This is a genomic window from Methanobrevibacter millerae (assembly GCF_900103415.1).
Lineage (GTDB): Archaea > Methanobacteriota > Methanobacteria > Methanobacteriales > Methanobacteriaceae > Methanocatella > Methanocatella millerae.
This window is the reverse complement of sequence record NZ_FMXB01000012.1, coordinates 1-21,928: the sequence shown is the minus strand read 5'-3', so window position 1 is coordinate 21,928 and position 21,928 is coordinate 1. Positions and strand designations below refer to the sequence as shown.

General features: G+C 38.5%; 1 protein-coding gene. It reads left to right on the top strand.

The window, feature by feature from the left end; translation table 11 throughout:
• Window positions 1–269 precede the first annotated feature (269 nt).
• Window positions 270–21,928, top strand: a 21,659-nt coding sequence (locus tag F3G70_RS07725; protein WP_149732131.1) for an Ig-like domain repeat protein, incomplete at its 3' end; no start/stop codon positions are given.

Here is a 21,928-nt window from a genome sequence, read left to right as displayed (position 1 = left end):
CGTTAAAGTATTAATTCAAAATGTAATACTAGTGCCATATATTAAATTAATTTTATTGGTTGTAACTATGCAATCTTTAATCTAAAAAATTATATGATATTGGCTATTTATCTAAATTAATTATGAAAATGTTTATTTTTTTAGATTTTATTCAAACTGTTCGAAAAGTAATAAACATTATATATTTGAATATATCAAAAATATATATCACTATAGACTCTCCGTAACATTAGAATATAACTAATGTTATAAAAAGGAGGGGGTGTATTATGAAAAGAAAAGAGATAATATTAATAATATGCATAATCCTGTGTATTTTGTTCTCATTTCAGGCGGTTTCCGCCAGTGATGACCTGAATACGCCGGACATGGTTTCAATTAGTAATAATGTCTCTGCATATTCACTTCCTAACCTAGATGATCAGCTGCAGGCTGGAAGTGATGCAGGAACATTTTCAGAGCTGCAGAATGATTTAAACGGGCATGACTCCGTCAATTTAACTAAAAATTATACCTTTAACAGTAGTTCCGATCCTGATGAATTGAAAAACGGTATACATATTACCCAAAGCATCATCATTGACGGTAAAGGCAAAGTTATCATTGACGCCAAGAATATGGCCAGGGTATTTGATATAGCTGACGGAGCTACCGTAACGTTAAAAGGAATTACATTTATCAATGGAAATGCATCTAATGGTAATGGAGGGTCTATTTATTCAGAAGGAATAATAACTATCACAGATTGTATTTTCATTAATAACACTGCTGTAGAACACGGTGGTGCTATATATATTAAACACACATCACGCAGTACGATTGAGAATTGTGAGTTCACTGGTAATATTGCAGGTCTTAACGGTGGTGCTATAGACTGGAGTGCAGGTTCATCTCACGGTGCTGTAATCAACTCCACATTTACAGACAACATTGCTAAGCGTTCGGGTGGAGCTATTCACTGGAGTGGACATGACGGAACGATAAGAGATTCAACTTTCATTAACAATAATGCTACCGGTGATGTGATTAGTGAAATCGGTGGCGTTACTGGTGGTGGAGACGGTGGTGCTGTGCTATGGGTAGGTAGTAACGGTACTGTCGATAACTGTACATTTGATGCTAACTTTGCACAATACCGCGGTGGAGCAATATTCCTTCATGGTAACTCTACGGAAAACTGTACAAATACTACAGTATCCAACAGCAACTTTGTAAATAATATTGCAGGTCTTAACGGTGGTGCAATAGATTGGCAAAAAGGTGCTCAGAAAGGTAGGTTAATCAACTCCAACTTTACCAATAACACGGCATGGCGTAGTGCTGGTGCAGTATACTGGTATGGTATTAACGGTACTATAAGTAATTGTAACTTTGATGATAACCATGCAATTGGTAATGTAACTGCACACCAACATGGTGCTGCTACATATGATACTACTGGTGGTAATGGTGGTGCAATAGTATGGACAGGTACCATAGGTTATGTAGGTCATTCCAACTTCACCAATAACACTGCAGCCAGTTTGGGTGGTGCAGTATACCTTCAAAGTAATGCTGACCGTAATTGTACCAATACTACATTTGACTGGTGTAACTTTGAGGATAATGTTGCCGGCATTAATGGTGGTGCAATAGATTGGCACGAAGGTGCTCATGACGGTAATGTATATAACTCTACATTCACCAATAATGTAGCAATGTCCAATGGTGGTGCTATCTTCTGGTCTGGTCACAATGGTGAAATCAGGGATTCCAACTTCACCAACAACACTGCTAAAGGTACAGTTATTGATGCACAGGGTAACATTGGTGATGGTGGTGCAATCATCTGGTCAGGTATCAATGGTACTGTAACTAACTGTAGATTCATTGATAATGTTGCTATATTCAATGACACTTATGATTATGGTGGTCGTGGTGGAGCAGTATATCTGCAGAACTGTACTCACGGTAACTGTGACAACACTACCTTTAATAACTGTTACTTTGAAAGCAATGTTGCAGGTTCCAATGGTGGTGCTATTGACTGGCATGCAGGTGCTCAACATGGTGTAGTTAATAATGGTACTTTCATCAACAATACTGCTAGACGTTCAGGTGGTGCAATCTTCTGGAACGGTCACAACGGTACTGTAAGATACTCCAAATTCTATAATAATTCAGCTTTAGGTATTGTTGAGACCATAAGTGTAAATGGTAGTTTAACTTATGGTGGTGATGGTGGTGCTATCATGTGGTCTGGTGCTATAGGTAATGTCGAGAAAAGTAACTTTGTAAACAACACTGCCGCAAAACGTGGTGGAGCTGTATTCCTCCAGGACAGTCTGGTGGAAAGCTGTGACAATACTACTTTCAAGGACTCTTACTTCGCAAGCAATGTTGCAGGCCTTAACGGTGGTGCTATTGACTGGCATGAAGGTGCTCATAACGGTAATATTTATAATTCTACATTTAGGGACAATATAGCTAAATCCAATGGTGGTGCTATCTTCTGGTCTGGTCACAATGGTGAAATCAGGGATTCCAAATTCATCAACAACACAGCTAAAGGTGAAGTTATGGATGAGCACGGCAATATCGGTGACGGTGGTGCAGTCATCTGGACTGGTATCAACGGTACTGTTAAAAACTCTAGTTTCATAGACAACAGGGCTATATTCAACGACTCTTATAATTATGGTGGTCGTGGTGGAGCTATCTTCCTGCAGAACTGTTCTCACGGAAATTGTGAAAACACTTCTTTCACTGACGTTTACTTTGAAAACAATGTTGCAGGTACCAACGGTGGAGCTATTGACTGGCACGAAGGTGCTCATGACGGTGTTATAAGCAATGCCACTTTCATCAACAACACCGCTAATCGTTCTGGTGGTGCTATCTTCTGGAATGGTCACAACGGTACCATCAAATACTCTAAATTCTATAATAACGCTGCTTTAGGTCTTGTTGAGGCTATTAGTGTAGGAGGTACTTTAACTTACGGTGGTGACGGTGGTGCTGTCATGTGGTCCGGAGCGCTCGGTAAGGTTGAAAGATCTAATTTCGTCAACAATACTGCTGCTGCACGTGGTGGAGCTATCTTCCTGCAGGGTAGTGTATCAGAAGACTGTTACAACACTACTCTCAAGCATTCCTACTTCGCAAATAACGTTGCTGGCCTTAACGGTGGTGCTATCGATTGGTATGAAGGTGCTCAAAACGGTGTTGTGGAAAACATAACCTTCTACAACAACACTGCAAAACGTTCAGGTGGTGCTATCTTCTGGAATGGTCACAACGGTACCATCAGGAACTCCAAATTCATAGACAACAGGGCAACCGGTGAAACATTGCAGTATAACATGACATTGACGATGGAAAATGTAATAGTTGTAAATGATAAAAAATTGCCTACGGATACTCCTTCAGTTTCTGACGTCGGTAAGCTATACGTATTGAATTATACTAACGCTTCAAATAGGGTATTTGAATCATACGTTGCTGATGACAGCACAGGCACTTTAGTATGGCTTAAACTGGATGAAACCACAACCATAAGCCAAACTATATCACCTAAAGATTGGGCAATCGATCAGTTCTTCGGCGGAGACGGAGGTACCATCCTCTGGAGCGGTGACGTAGGTACTGTGGAAAACTGTACATTCATAGGTTCCGATTCCGCACGCCGTGGTGGTGGAGCTTACATGACGGGAAGTGACAATGTAACGTTCGTCAATTGTTACTTCGAAAATTCCACTTCAGGTACCAACGGTGGAGGAGTAGACTGGCTTGCAGGTGCAAGATACGGTAAGATTATCAACACCACGTTCAACAATACCCGAGCAGCCCGTTCAGCCGGTGCGGTTTACTACGACGGATGGTATGGTCAAATGATTAACATTACCATTATCAACACCAAGGCATGGGGTGGATCCCTGTCCGAAAGCAAGGATGGCAGAGTCAAATACGCAGGATGGGATTCATCACACTGGGATACCAACACCACAGGCGGTGACGCCGGAGCAATCATGATTACCGGTAGTCACGAATATCTATATAATATCACTTTCACTAACTGTACTGCAGTCGGACGTGGAGGAGCAGTCTTCCTTCAGGACAATACCAATGTGACCTTTGATTTATGTATATTTGAAAACAACCGTGCGTTAGGTACAGCAAACAACACATATAATAATCCTAGAGACACAAGCAGTGGACATAATGTATGGAAAACCGGTCTTGGTGGAGCTATCGGTTTCGATTTAGGTGCTTCAAACGGTACAATCATGAACTCCGAATTCATAAACAACACTGCTGCACGTGACGGTGGTGCAATAAGCTTTGCATACGGTTCATCCAATGCAACAATCTACAATTCAAACTTTGTAAATAACACTGCTATACGCAGCGGTGGAGCATTCGCATGGAACGGAATCAACGGTAATATAAGCTACTGTAACTTCACGTCCAACTCCGCATTGGGTATGGCCATTGATAGTGATCACGTAAATCTGGTCAGCCTTTCACAGGTTATTCATTTGGATATGTTACCTGTAGCTACTGCAGAAACCACCAATAAATTATATGTCCTTGTTACTTTGGACGATGATGGAAATAAAGTCAAATACTCATTATATGTCACTGTTCCGGACGGAAATAACGGATATGAATGGCTATTCCACGTTGATACAAATGATACAGATCCTTCCCCAACTGACTGGGCGATTGACGAATACTTCGGCGGTGACGGAGGTTCCATCCTCTGGGGAGGAGACAACGGTTTAATCGATAACTGTATCTTCATCGACTCAAATTCCGCACGTCGTGGTGGTGGAGCATACATGCTCGGTTCAGACCATGTGACCGTTTCAAACTCATACTTCGAAAACTGTACTTCAGGTACCAACGGTGGAGGTCTTGACTGGCTTGCAGGTGCAAACTACGGTAGGGTAATCAATTCCACATTCAACAACACCAGAGCCGCCCGTTCAGCCGGTGCAATCTACTACGACGGTGATTATGGTGAAATGATAAACATCACAATCATCAATGCAACCGCATTCGGAGGTGCGCTTGACAACAGTTCCGACGGCAAAGTGAAATATGCCGGATGGGACTCATCACACTGGGATACAAATACCACTGGTGGTGACGCAGGTGCTATAATGTTTACCGGTGACAACGTTTACGTCTACAACGCAACATTCATTAACTGTACTGCAGCCGGCCGTGGTGGAGCAGTCTTCCTGCAGGACAACGACAACATAACATTCGAAGCCTGTACATTTGAAGAAAACTCCGCATTGGGTATTGCAAACAACACCTGGAAAAATTATAAGGAAGATAGAAATGATGCAAATCCTGATACTGCAGTTGATTACACATTAACCGGTCACGGTGGTGCAATCGCATTTGACGCAGGTGCCCGTGAAGGAATAATCATAAACTCCACATTCAACTCAAACCACGCTGCCCGTGACGGTGGTGCTGCATATTACGCTTCTGGAGCAGCTGATTGTAAAATCATTAACTCCACGTTTACCAACCACACAATCAACTATGACGGTGGAGCAATATTCATTAACGGTACCTATTGTGAAATACATAACTCCACATTTATCAATAACACAGCAAAAGACGACGGTGGAGCAATATTCTGGCAAGGAAACAACGGTATTATTTACAATATCACCTGTGATCATAACAATGGTACAGGTACAGGTATCAACGGAACTTCATCAACTAAAGGAGGAGTAATCTGTCTTACAGCTTCAAACGTAACCGTAACCAAATCCACTTTCACAAACAGTTATGGAGGATTGCAGGGAGGTACAATTTTCATCACCGGTAACGATGTAAACATTACGGATTCAGTATTTAAAAACTCAACTATTGGTATTGAAGACGGTGGAGCAATATATATCCTAGGTAACAATACCTTAATCAGAAACTGTACATTCGATAACTGTACCGCACCAAATAACGGTGGAGTAATCTACATATTGGGTAATAATGCTATTTTAGAACAGTCCGTCATCACTAACTCCGCAGCAATAGGCGTTCTTCCATATTACATGTCTATAGACGAGTTCTGTGTATATGACGTCAATAATACATTGAAGGTCATTGATTCAATGATTTCCTATTTGGATACTATAAAAGGTGGAAGCATATCTTCTGATAATATTACCAAACTAAACAATTCATTAAAGGCTCTTAAAACGGCCGTTGGAAATATATTGAATGATGAAGGATTAGTTAATGCAGCTAATATGACTGTTGCATTAGGATTATTGAATAATTTAAATCAGACTTTAACTGAAATTAATGGAACCCTGTCTGCCGCCGAATCTAAAAAGTTAGATGTATTGTTTAAAGACGTTAAAACGGTTGAAAACAAATTAAATGAAATTTCAAATGTTTCAAACAGTTTTTCTGCTCCAGGCAAAATCATTAATGAAATTGATTCAATGATTGGAAACCTTTCCGCACTTTCCTCAGCGGGTATTTCTGCCGCCAATATCACAACATTAAATAATATTTTACAATCACTTAAACAGGCCGCTGAAAACATGTTAAACGGCACTGAATTTAATTTCACTGAAATTACTCATGTTTCAGAATTATTAAGTGACTTGAAAGAAACCTTATTGGCAATAAATGAAACCGCAACTGAATCTCAAAGGGATGCTTTAAAGAGCTTGTTTGGAGATATTAAAGATATTGAAAAAGAATTGGATATAATTTATGATACTTTAGAAACAATTGAAGCTCCTTCTGTCGGAGGACTTGGTGGAGCAATTTACATTTCCGGTGACGGAGCTGTAATTAACACTTCAAAAATAAGCTATACCACTGCATATAAGGGCGGTGGAATTTATGTTGCTGGAGATGACGTTACTGTTAACAACACTGACTTTAGCAATATAAATGCTATTGAAGACGGTGGAGCAATCTACGTTTCCGGTCATGGGGGCAAACTGTACAATTCCAACTTCACAAATAACACAGTAACTGATGATGGTGGAGCAATCTACTGGGATGGAAACAACGGTATTATTTACAATATCACCTGTATTAATAACAACGGTACCGGTACTGGCATTCCTAGAGGTACTTCCTCAACAAAAGGAGGAACCATTATTATTACAGGAAATGACACTTTATTAACTAAATCCCACTTTGAAAACAGTTACGCTGGATATATCGGTGGTACAATCTTCATCACAGGTAATGATGTAAACGTAACGGATTCCACATTTAAAAACTCAACTGTAGGAGTGGGAGACGGTGGTACAATTTATATCCTAGGTAATTATACGAATATTGTAAATTGTGTCATTGAAGATTCCAGTTCTCCTCAAAATGGTGGAGCTATTTACGTTGAAGGACATAACGCAACAATATCAGCTGAATTTGTAAATACAAACGCTACCGTATCCGGTGGTTCAATTTATGTACGCGGTTTACACGCAACAATTGTAAACTCATCATTTGACAATACTCACGCATTCGGTTCCCGTGACAATGGTGGTGGAGCAATATTCATAAGCGGTGATTATGCTGATATCGAATCATCAAACTTCACAAATAATTACGCTAACAATAACCATGAAGCACGCGGTGGAGCTATTTATATTAGTGGTTTAAATACGACTATTACTGATTCTAACTTCGAGCATTCAAGATCCAACCTTTATGGTGGAGCTATTTATATTAATGGTACCAATACTACTGTTAAAACATCTAATTTCACAGACTGTGAGGTAGATAGTGATGTTTCTCAGGGTGGATCCATTTATGTAAACGGTGAACATGCGCTCATTGAAGGCTCTAACTTCGCTGATTCTTATGCTAAGTTGAATGGTGGTTCTATTTATATTAATGGTAATTATACAACTGTAAGGGATTCTGATTTCACTGATTCTAAAGTTGATGCTATAGGTTCTCAGGGCGGTTCTATTTACGTTTCTGGTGAGTATGCTGTTATTGAGGGTTCCAGCTTCGCTGGTTCTTATGCTGAGTTGGATGGTGGTTCTATTTATATTAATGGTAATTATACTACTGTAAGTAATTCTACTTTCAATGGTTCTAAAGTGGATGATGCTGAATCCGAAGGCGGTTCTATTTATGTATTTGGTGAGTATGCTGTTATTGAGGGTTCCAGCTTTGCTGGTTCTTCTGCTGAAATGCGTGGTGGTGCTATTTATATTAGAGGTAATGACACTACTGTAAGTAATTCTAGTTTCACTGGTTCTATGGTGGATGCCGATGGTTCTCAAGGTGGAGCTATTTACGTTAATGGTACACGTACTGTTATTGAGGGTTCCAGTTTTGTTGATTCTTATGCTAAGTTGAATGGTGGTGCTATTTATGTTGAAGGTAATTATACTACTATAACACATTCTGATTTCTTACGTTCTAAAGTTGATGACAGTGATGCTCGTGGTGGAGCAATATACTTGGAAGGTAATCATACTAATGTAACTTATTCTTCATTCAACAATTCTTTTTCTGCTAAGTTTGGTGGAGCAATATACTCAATTGGTTCATATTCTACTGTATATGGTTCTAACTTTACTAATAACATTGCAGATTATGATGGTGGAGGTATTTACTGGTATGGTGGAACTAATTCCATGAACAATACTGTTGACGGTTGTATATTCACAGGAAATATTGCATATGCTAAAGGTAAGGTAGTTAAAGATCCTCCAGCAGGCACAGATCCAAGAACCACTTTGGGTGGTGGTGGTATTTACTGGTCTGAATTGGGATCTTATGGTACTGTTAAAAATTCAAAATTCTATAATAACTCCGTTCAATCTGATAAAAAGGCTGATGGTGGAGCTATTTTATGGGATAATTGTTACAATGCCTTGATTGATAACTGTACTTTTGTAGGCAATTATATTAACACTACTTCTAATAAAGCAAATGATAATGATGGTGCTGAGATTTGGGTTCAAGGAGGAGCTATTTATGCAAGATCACATGGAAATTATACTATAAGAAATTGTTTATTTGAGAACTGTTCATCTTCTAAAGAAGCCGGAGCATTATATATACAAACAGGTACTAAATATAACCACAACAACTATGATTTAAGTTTCAAAGTTGAAAATGTAAAATTCGTAAATAACATTGCAGAGTGTATTGGTCCGCATTCCTATGGGGCAGGTGCCGTTCAAGTTAAACAATATAAATATGTTGAGTTTAGAAATGTTACCTTTATAAACAACACAGCTAAACTTAGTGGTGGAGCTCTGATGACTCTTCATACTGGACAAGACTTCAATATGTATGATTGTAAGTTTATAAACAACACAGCTAAAGTTAATGGTGGAGCAATTTCAGCCGAAAAAGCACTTAAAATGTATGATACTTCATTTTATAATAATACTGCAAACGAAAAAGGTGGAGGATTGTACACAACTCTCGCTATTACTAATAATAATTTAAACTTCACAGGTAACAAGGCATTCAAGGGTTCTGCAATTTATTCAACTGCAGATTTTACATTAAACAATGCAGTATTATTAAAGAATAGGGCTAATACTTCATCATTTGTAGTCGATGATGCGAATGGAATTATCACCATAGACTTCCAAGGTTGGGATAACTACTTAAACGGAATTTTCATGGATAATTCAAAGACTTTGAAGGTTAAAAACGTTAAATACTGGAATGAAAACGGTGAGGCTAACACTGGTTCAAGTGAACAAACATTACCCGGAAATCCAGCGGTTCCAACTAATGAATCCGGTCAGAATTTCACCATTGAAATAGGAAATGCTGATGGAATCCAGCTGAACAAGAAGAATTGCACTTTCCTGACTGATGCAAACGGTCACATATCTGTTAAAAAGGCAGACATTTTAGATGAGGGTGCTTCAATTGGAGCTGTTGAATATGTTGATGTTTATCTAACCAATCAGGATTATTACACTTATGTTGAAAAATTTACAAGAAAATATCCTAGCTTTAAAGCTTCAACAACCAATGCCACATTCCACTTAAACGGAACTGTAAGCATGGAATTGCCTCAAGAAGCAAAAAGCAATGTCTCTGTTTATATTTATGACCAATTCATGGGTAACATTACTTTAGAACAGGGTAAAGGTACAATCAATGTCTCTACATTGGTAAACGGTAAGTATCTGGAAGTCGGCAGTCACACTGTCGTTTTAAAATATGCCGGTGATGGACAGTACAGGCCGTTTGAAACCACAACCGTACTCAATGTGACAAAAGCCGAATCCAGAATAATTCTGAATGTAACTACCCATTATTACGATTTCGTTATTAACGTAACCGTCGAGCACAACGATACTGGAATCGTAACTGATCCTAATGATGTTACAGGTAATGTGACCCTGAATGTAAGAGGCCAAATCATTAATGTCGAACTTGTAAACGGTACCGGAATGGGCATAGCCTATAACATGCCTCCGGGCGCTATAAGAATAGAAGCCGCATATTCCGGTGACGATAATTACAAGCCTTCCTCAAACTTCACGTATGAAAATATCACGGAAAGAATCAGGACACTGGTTGAAATAAAGGTAAGTGCCGAGGACATTATGGTTGATGAAACAATTTATATAAATGTTACGATAATTTCCAACCAGACTGTGGAAGGTATCATTACTGTTATTCTGGATAATGTCGAATACAATTTAACTTTAAACAATTCAATGGCTTCATTCAATAAAACAGGTTTGACTGCAGGTAAAAAGTATGTAGTTGCAATGTTTGCAGGAAATGAAACCCTTGCGCCAAGTACAGGTTATGCTCCGTTCAATGTGCACAAATACGATGCGGATGTCCTGATTGATGCTAAAAACATTACTCACGGAAGCGAAGAGGATATTGTCATTGCGGTTCCTCAGGATGCTGTGGGAATTGTAAACGTAACTATTAACGGAACTGAATTCAAATATAAACATATTCTTGAAATCATTAACGGAACGGTTAAAATACCTCTCCAAAACCTGGATGTGGACGTATATAACATAACAGTTTTATTTGAGGATGCCAAGTATAAATTCACTTCCAACTCTACACTATTTAAAGTAAGCAAATTGAAGCCTCCAGTAATCATTCAAGCCGATAACGTAACCTATGGAAATGACACCATTATTCTGGTTGAAGTCCAGGGCGCTGTTGGAGGTAATGTAACTCTTAAAATTAACGATACGCTGAAAGTATATGAAAATGTAACTCTTGATAATGGCACAGCCTCATTTACGGTCAGATTGCCTGTTGGTGACTATGTGATTGATGTAGTCTACAGCGGAGACGAATCCGATGAAGGCAACACCGGCCAATCCAAGTTCGAGGTATATAAAGCCAATCCAAAAATAGACATACAAGTTGCTGATATTTTATTCGGTAAAACTGAAAAGCTAAATATTACTGTAAATGCTGCAGGAAATGTAACTATCAAGTTGGATGGTGTCATTATTGCAGAAAATGAGGCTTTAGATGCAAATAATAAAACTTCAAAATCCCTGACCGGCCTTAGAACAGGTACACATACAATAGAAGTTATTCACAGCGGAAACGATAACTTCAATTCTGCTTCCAATACGGCTGAGTTTGAAGTTCTAACAATGGATACTAAATTGTATATTGCTGCAGGAAATATCTTCGTATGGGACACTACAGATATTCATGTCAGAGTTTTAGATAATGGTGGTTATTTAATCAGAAGTGCTCCTGGAAACGTTACAATCAATATAAACGGTATTGATTATTCTTCAAAAATCGTAGATGGTATTGCCACATTCAACATTGACAATTTAACTGTTGGACATAAGGTTCTATGGGCATTCTATGGTGGAGATGGAGACTTGAATCCAAGTAAAGCCATGGGTGGATTTGAAGTAAAACAGAGAACTCCTGATGTGAGCGTAACAGCAATCAATGTTACTACATTGGAGAACGGCAAACTGACAATCAATGTCCCTGCCAATGCTAATGGTTATGTAATAGTATCCGGAAACTTCACAAACTATCAAATCCGTGTGGACAGCTTCAATAATGGTGTAGCTGAAATTCCGCTAGAAAAACTGGCCAACGGTACTTACAGTGTACATATCAAGTATTACGGTGAAGCCTATGACAATTACACAACGGCTGAAGATGACTGCATTTTCAAGGTATCCAAAGCTAACGTGACTCTTTCAATTGTCGCTGATGATATTGTTTACGGTGAGAACGCTTCAATCACTGTAACTGTTCCTGACGGCGTAGAAGGAAGCATTACTCTTAAACTTAATGACACTGCCAGCAGCGAAATAACCTTGACTATAGTCAATAACAAGGTAACCTGGATTGTTGAAAGCCTCGCTGCCGGAAATTACACGGTTAACGTAACTTATAATGGAAATAATTATTATAACATCAACAATACAGAATCCAAGAACTTTGAAGTCAAGAAGGTTAATTCTGTAATCAGCATTGATACTCCTGTAAGCGTTGATGCTGCCACAAATGCAACCATTATAGTAAGAATTAATGAAACCGCAACAGGAAACATTACTCTTACACTTAACGGCACTGAATACAACGCTACAATCGTAAACGGCGTTGCAACATTTGTCATTAACCAATTGCTCTCAGGCACTTATGACATCATTGCCAATTACACTGGTGATAATAATAACACTAATGCCACATTTACGCTTTCAAATGCATTAACGATAACTAAAGTGGTTTGCTATCAAATCAATGTGACAGCAAATGATACCTTGGTAGGTTTAAACAGCACAATTGTTGTCAAAGTCCCTGCTGATGCTGAAGGTAATGTATCTGTTTATGTTGATACTATTTTCGTTGGAAACGCTACAATCAGCCAAGGAATCGCTAAATTGAATGTGACTGCACCTTACGGAAACCACACGGTTAACGTAACATTTACAGACGGCAAATACGGACCTAGATATGCAATCTGCGACTTCTGGGTATTCAAACATGAAACGCCTCTCATTATTGATGTTGTCAGTCAAAATATTAAGGTCGGCGATAATGTAACCGTAACCGTAACTTTACCAACTGACATTAAAAACGAAGATATCACTCTTGAAATCAATGGCATAACATTAACTAACAAATCTGATTCAAACGTTGTTACTTTCGTTATTCCATCTGTAACTAACGGAGGTAAAACAATCACAGTAACTTATAATGGTAATGATAAGTATTTATTCAATTCAACTACTGATACTTTCACTGTAACTAAACGTGAATCATTTGTAAATGTGACTGCTACAGACAATAGTGTTGGCGGCAATGCTACAATTAGTGTTGAAATTCCGGCTAATGCTACTGGATATGTGGTTGTTAATGTGAACGGCACCAATTATACAATTAATACTACCGGAGGTCTCGGTTCAGTTAATATTTCTGGTCTTGGAAATGGTACTTATTATGTCTATGCTACTTATCTTGGTGATGATCAGTACAAACCAAGTGAAAATAACACTGAAACCTTTGAAATGAGTAAAGTACCGCCAGTTATCACAATTAATGTTGGTAATGTGCCTTATGGTAATCCTACTATAATTGAAATTATTATTCCTGATGCAACTGGTAATTTAACCATTAAGATTAATGATACAGATAAAGGCGAGTTCACTCTTGTTAACGGTAAAGTTGTATTTGATGCGGGTGTTTTAGCTGTTGAAAATTACACAGTCCACGTATACTACAAAGGTGATGCTAAATACGGTGCTGGTACTGCTGATAAGGACTTCAATGTGACTAAGGCAACTCCTGCAATCACTATTGTTGATTCTCTTACTGATGCTAACACTAATGCTACAATCTATGTTAGAATTAGTAGTGATGCTTCTGGTACTTTAAACATTACTGTTGGCGGTAAGAATTACACTGCTGATATTATCGGTGGTGTGGCTAGATTCACTGTTGATAAATTGCCTGTAAACTTATATGACATTATAGCAAATTATACTGGTGATGCTAACTACACTTCAAAGAATGCAACCCTTGTAAACGGATTGAATGTAACTAAGGATAATTCTTACCTTATGAATGTTACTGCTGTTGATGTGGGTGTCGGTGAAAACACAACCATTGTTGTCAATGTTCCTGTTGATGCTACAGGAACTGTAACGGTTTGGGTAAATGGCACCAAATTAACTAATGCAACTCACGGCGGCAAAGCCATATTCTACATTAACCAGACAAAAGAAGGAAGATATGTGGTTAATGCAACATTAGAGGATGTTAAATATGCTAACCAGACTGTTGAAACCACTTATTATGTATCAAGAGTTGACATTCCAATTGAAATTACTGTAGTCAATAAAGATAGTATTTATGTTGGCGACACTGTAAAAGTCATTGTAACCGTTCCTGAAGATGTAACTGAAAGCGTAACAATTGAAATTAATGGTATTGAATTAACCAATGTTACTGTTAGTGGTATTGCAACATTCTACGTTCCTGCAATAACTTATGGCAATAAGACTGTTGTTGCAGCTTATGTTGGTGATGATAAGTATGTATCCAACTCCACAACCGCTAACTTTACAGTTAACAAACGCAATTCATATGTAAATGTCACTGTTGAAAACATTACTGTCGGCGACATTGCTGATATTGAGGTTAAAGTTCCTGCCAACGCTACAGGATATGTGGTTGTTGTTGTCAACGGCGTTAACTACACAGCTAACCTGACCGGTGGAATCGGTCATGTACATATCAAAGATCTTGCTAACGGAACATACAATGTAAATGTAACCTATATCGGCGATGACCAATATCTTTCAAGCATAAACGGCACCAAACTGGGCGTAACCAAGTCCAATACCACATTAACTATTAATGTTGTCGACATAATTTATGGTGACATTGCCAGAATCAATGTGACTGTAGATCCTAATGACGCTACAGGATTCATTACACTCAGGCTTAATAATACTCAGTTCATCACGTTACCTATTGTCAATAATATGGTTGAATGGAACGTCTCCGGCTTGGCTGCAGGTACCTATATGGTTTGGGCCAACTATTCCGGTGACGGCAAATACAACATCAACAATACCAATAAGGTCAACAAGACATTTAAGGTCAATAAGGTCAATTCAGTGCTTAATATTATTAATCCTGTAAGCGTTGATGCAGCTACTAACGCTACAATCATAGTTACAATCAATGAAACCGCTACAGGAAACATTACTATTATCGTTAATGGCACTGAATACAATGCTACAATCGTAAACGGTGTTGCTACATTTGTCATTGATAAACTGGTCGCAGGCGCTTACGACATCACTGCAGATTATATCGGTGATGATAACAATACTGCAGCTGCAACCGTTCACAATACTTTAACTGTAACTAAAGTATCCTGCTATCAAATCAACGTTTCAGCAAATGACACTTATGTTGGCTTGAACACTACCGTAATCGTTAATGTTCCTGATGATGCCAGAGGCAACGTATCAATCTACATTGATGGAGTCTTTGAAGGTAATGCTACAATCAGTAACGGCGTTGCCAAATTGAATGTAACCAGACCTTATGGCAATTACACTGTCAATGCTACATTCAGTGATGCTAAATATGGTGACAGATATGCAACTGCCGATTTCTGGGTATTCAAATATGAATCACCTCTTACAATAGCTGTAGATTCCATATTGGTCGGTCAGACGGCTTACATTAACGTGACTGCTCCAAGCAATAATGTAACTATTGAAATCAACGGCAAATCATATAATGCGGAAAGATATGCATCAGGTACTGCATACTTCGAGGTATCTGATTTAGTGGTTGGCAATAAAACTGTTGTAGCTATTTATGGCGGAAGCAACAAATACCTCGCAAACGCAACGACTGAAAACTTCACTGTATCCAAATGCACGCTGGACGTAATCGTAACGGTTACTCCAACAATCAACGTTGGCGACAATGCAACAGTCAGCGTAGAATTATTAAGTAACGCTACAGGTTATGTCGTTGTAAATGTAGGTGGAAACAACTACACAATCAACCTCACTTTAGGTAAAGGATCAGTTGAAATTTCAGGTCTCAGGAACACAACATATAATGTAAATGTCACTTACCTTGGAGATGACAATTACCTTTCAAGAATTAACAATACTCAATCAATTAAAGTTAATAAAGTTGCTTCAAGTATTAATTTAACAGTATCTGAAGATGGAATAATTGCTTATGGTAACAACCTTAACATAACTATCGATGTACCTGTAGATGCAACGGGTAAAGTTAACGTATCTATATATAAAGGAGTCGAAATCATCAAGTCATACATCGTATTTGTAAACGAAGGAAAAGGATTCCTCCACATTGATAATCCTGATTTAGGCTTATATGAGGTTTACGGTGAATATCTCGGTGATGACAAGTATCTCGGCAATACCAACAGAACATCATATGAAGTATATGCAACCGGAGGAGTACTGGGAGTTTTAGTTGAAAATATCTATGTAAATCAATCCCAAAACATTACTGTCGTGATTCCTGGAAGATACAACGGCGAAATGACAATCATCGTATCAAATGCAAGCGGTGAAATATTCAAACAGAACGCTACAATCACTCCTAACGATACGTTAAGTTCAGCAAACGTGACCCTGCCTAAATTATTGCATGCAGGCGCATATGACGTATTCGCTTACTATATTGAAATAAACGGAAGCAAAGTTACAGTCCATGAAGGTACGGGTTCATTCAATGTTGACAAGCTCCCTTCACAAATCAAGATTGAAAGCATTAATGCCACAATATTTGTCGGCGAAAACGAAACCATTGTATTAAGCATTGACTTGGATTCAAGAGCAGCTGACGCAAACATCAGCGTATTCGTAAATGACGTTGAATACAAGACCGACACTTCCAATTTAACTTTAGAGATTGCAGGATTGAATGCTTCACACTATAAAGTCAATGTGGTATTCCACGGAAACGACTGGTATCTTGAATCAAATGCAACGGCTTCATTTGACGTTGTTAAAAACCCTGCTCCAATGGACATTAAAGTAACCAACTCAACCGTTGGAGAAATCGAGCAGATTAACGTAACATTGCCTGACAATGCGTCCGGTCAAGTGCTCCTTGACATTAACGGCCAGCATTACTACGCCAACGTAACAAGCGGACTTGCACAGTTCAACATAACAGGTCTTGAAGCTGGTGAATATGACTTCAACGTAACATATGTCGGAGACTACAAGTTCTTCGCCAACAATACACGCTCAAAATTAAAAGTATCCAAACTGCAGCCTGCATTTATCGTAAACGGAACCAACATTACAGTTGGAGACGAGGAATTAATCAAATTCGAAACTTCAGAAAACATTACCTCTGAGGTTATCGTTGAAATAAACGGCGTCAACTACACTTCATTTATCAAGGAAGGCGAAGGCAACCTGACGGTTAACGGCCTGCTTCCTGGAGACTATAACGTGACAGTTTACTTCGCCGGAAATGCAAGATACATGAACGCATCAGCCAAGAACAACTTCACTGTTAATAAAACCAGTGTTGGAATCGAGTTAAGCGTCATGAATATTACTTACCTTGACAACGAGACTGTTGTTGTTTATGTAAACGCAGTTGGAAACGTAACCTTAAGAATTGGAGCAAATGTAATTGATACCAAGGATTTAGTTGGCGGCAAGGCAACATTCACAGTTACTGATTTGGCTGCCGGTACCTACACTGCCAACGCAACATTCAACGGAAACGTCAATCTGACTTCAGTAAGCGCCGAAGCGGACTTCACAGTTGCTAAAGCAACTCCTCAGCTGAGCGTAATCGTTTCAAACATTATCTATTACAGCGTTGAAAACATTATTGTCAACGTTAATGTGGGTGGAAACGTAACTATTAAGGTTAACGGCACCGTTAAAGGAAGAGAACTTGAAATCAACAGCAATAAGGTTGAACTGCCTGTATATGACTTGGCAGCAGGCACCTATCCTGTTGAAGTTATTTACAACGGCAATGAAAACTACACTTCATTAAGCGTAAATGACGTATTTGTCGTTTATCAGGCTCCTATCAGCATAGATGTTGAACTTCTAAGTTCAATTGATGTCGGCGTAGTGCAAGTGGTCAATATTACCGTTAGCAATGTTAATGCAACCGGTGACGTTCTCATTAATGTTGATGGCGTAAATTACACAAAAACATTGAAAAACGGATTTGCTCAAATTAACTTGACTGAAGCCTACGGTAACCATACCGTAACGGTCTATTATCCTGGAGACAGAAACTTCACTTCCAATATAACTATCAAGACATTTGAAGTTGAAAGACTGGCCTCTGAATTAACGATTAACGTATCAGACATTTATGTAAGTCAAAAAGAAACAATTAAAGTCAATGTAACTACAGGCGCTACAGGTAAAGTGCTGATTAGTGTCGGCGGTAAAAACTACACAGTTACAATCGAAAGCGGATTTGCTACTTTAGAACTGGATAATCTGGCTAACGGCTCATATCCGGTATACGCAAGATATCTTGGAGATGAAAACTACAATGAATGTGAAGGCAACGCATTATTCAATGTAAACAAAGTACAGTCAAGCATTAACTTAACCGTAAGCCATTTAGGAATAGTTGCAAACGGAACTGACGTTAACATAACCATTAAAGCTCCTATTGATGCAACTGGAAAAGTTAACGTAACAATAAATGACGGATTACAAAACATATCATACATCGTCTATGTAAATGACGGTACTGGAATGCTGCATCTTGAAACTCCTGCAATCGGAATTTACAATGTGACTGCAGTATATCTCGGTGACGGAAAATACATAGGAAGCGAAAACAAGACGGAATTCGAAGTATATCCTACCGCATTGAATTTATATGTTGGTACCCAACCATTAATATTTGTTAATGATACAGAAAGTATTTCAGTTATGGTTTCAGGTAATCATAAAGGAGATCAAGTGGAAATCCTTGTTACTGATTCCCAAGGCAATATTTTAATTAATAGAAATGAGACATTCACTAGTTATTCTGGCAGTCCATTTAATGCAACTTCAGTTGTATTGAACTTAGGCCATTTCGATGCCGGAGAATATCTTGTAGAAGCTATTTACATTGAAATAAACGGTACTAAAAAGATAGAACACACAGGTTCTAATACCTTTGTTGTATCCAAACTGCCTACACAATTAACGATTAAGGAAATCGCTAACATTACTGTAGGTGAAAACATAACTATCGAACTCGAATTCGGTCCTGTGGAAGCTACAGGAAACATCAGCGTATTCGTAAACGGCGTTGAACACATTGTCAACAGTTCAAACCTTACAATCGTAATTCCGGGCTTGGACGCTGAAGAGTACCATGTACATGCAGTCTATTATGGAGACAAGAACTATCTCGTATCAAACGCTTCTGCAGAGTTCAAGGTATCCAAAAACCCAATTCCAATGGATATTGTTGTAACCAACTCATATGTCGGCGGAGTAGAACAAATTACAGTAATACTCCTTAATGATGCAACAGGAAGGATATTGCTTGACGTTGGAGACAGCCACTATTATGCAGATGTTGAAAACGGAAACGCTACATTCAACATTTACAGATTGGATGCAGGCAAGTACAGCTTCAACGTAACCTATGAAGGTGACGACAAATACTTCACAAACAAATCCAATTCAAGCTTCATCGTATCCAAGTATCAGCCTGAGTTTGTCGTTAACGGAACCAACATCACATTTGGAAGCGATGAATTAATCAAATTCGAAACTCAATATAACATAACCGGCCTGGTTAAAGTTGAAATCAACGGAGTTAACTACACTTCATTCATTGAAGAAGGAAAAGGCAATTTAACCCTATACGACTTGGCTGCCGGTGATTATAACATTACATTATACTTCAATGGCAATGAAAAATACCTCAATGCAACTGCTGAGAATAAATTCACGGTAAATAAATCAGGTGTTGCAATTGAATTAAGCGTCATGAACATTACCTACCTTGACAGCGAAACCGTTGTTGTTTACGTTGATGCAATAGGTAACGTGACCTTAAGACTTGGAACAACTGTCATTGATACCAAGAATTTAGAAAACGGCAAAGCAACATTTGTCATTGACGATTTAGTTGCAGGCAATTACACGGCTTATGCTACCTATAACGGAAATGATAACTTAACCAGCGTTAGCGGCGAAGCCAACTTCACTGTATTTAAGGCTGATCCGATAATTAAATTGGAAGTTCAAAACATTTCCTATGGTGATGTTGAACATATTATTATCCGTGTAAATGCTGAAGGAAACGTAACTGTTAAAGTAAACGGAACTGAACATACTATTGTCCTTAAAACGGATGACAGTGGTGTCGTAATACTTAGAGCAGGTCCAACTCAAACTTATGATGGAAAAGCTCATGTATACTTATACAACTTATTAGCCGGTGAATATCCTGTTGAAGTAACATTCAATGGAAATGACAATTACAACACTGCAACAGCCAACGACGTATTCTACGTTAACAAGGCCAATTCAACCATTAAAGTCGATGTTGAAGATATTACTGAAGGTGATGTGGCTGTAATTAATATAACATTACCTGAAAACGCAACCGGCAATGTCACTGTAACCATTAACAATATAGCACAGACTGTTGAATTAATTAAAGGAAATGCAAGTGTCAGATTCGATAACCTGGCTCCTGGAAATAAAACGGTCGTCGTTGAATATTCCGGAGATGGAAATTACGTATCTAACTACACATTATCCAACTTCACTGTCGAGAAAGCTAAAGTTGTACCTGACTTGAACGTTATTGATTTAGGTAACGGTACTGTTGCTGTTGTTGTCGGCGATAATGCTACTGGTAATGTGACTATTACTGTTGACGGTAAGAATTTCACAGCTGAAGTAATTAACGGTACTGCTTATGTGAATGTTGATGATGTGACTCCGGGGGTTCATGATGTTAATGTAACTTACTCTGGTGATGCTACTCACAATGCTACTGCTAAGGATTCAACTATTGATGTTCCTAAGTATGATACGCCGATAAAAGTTGAAATTGGTAATATTACTGAGGGCGGAAGCGGTATAGTCACTGTAACTGTTCCAAATAATGCTACTGGTAATGTTACTGTTTATGTTGGCGGTAAGAATGTTACTGTTGAAGTTCATGATGGTGTTGCTACTGTTGAGATTGGTAACTTGACTGCTGGTAATCAGACAATCGTTGTCAGGTATTCAGGTGACGATAATTACGTTCCTAATGAAGTTATTTCCAATATTACTGTCGAGAAAGCTAAAGTTGTACCTGACTTGAACGTTATTGATTTAGGTAACGGTACTGTTGCTGTTGTTGTTGGCGATAATGCAACTGGTAATGTGACTATTACTGTTGACGGTAAGAACTTTACTGCTGAAGTAATTAACGGTACTGCTTATGTGAATGTTGATGATGTGACTCCTGGTGTCCATGATATTGAAGTAATCTATTCTGGTGATGATACGCATAATTCAACTTCCACTACTTCTGTTATTGATGTTCCTAAGTACGATACTCCAATAAATGTTGAAATTGGTAATATTACTGAGGGTGGAAGCGGTATTGTTACTGTTACTGTTCCTGATGGTGCTACTGGTAATGTTACTGTTTATGTTGGTGGTAAGGAGATTACAACTGAAGTTAAAGACGGTGTTGCTACTGTTGAGATTGGTAACTTGACTGCTGGTAATCATACTGTTGTTGTCAGGTATTCAGGTGACGATAATTACGCTCCTAATGAAGTTATTTCAAACGTTACTGTGGAAAAAGCAATGATCGTTCCTGATTTAACTGTTGTTGATTTAGGAAATGGTACAGTTGCTGTTATTGTTGGTGATAATGCAACTGGTAATGTGACTATTACGATTGACGGTAAGAACTTCACTGCTGAAGTAGTAAATGGTACTGCTTA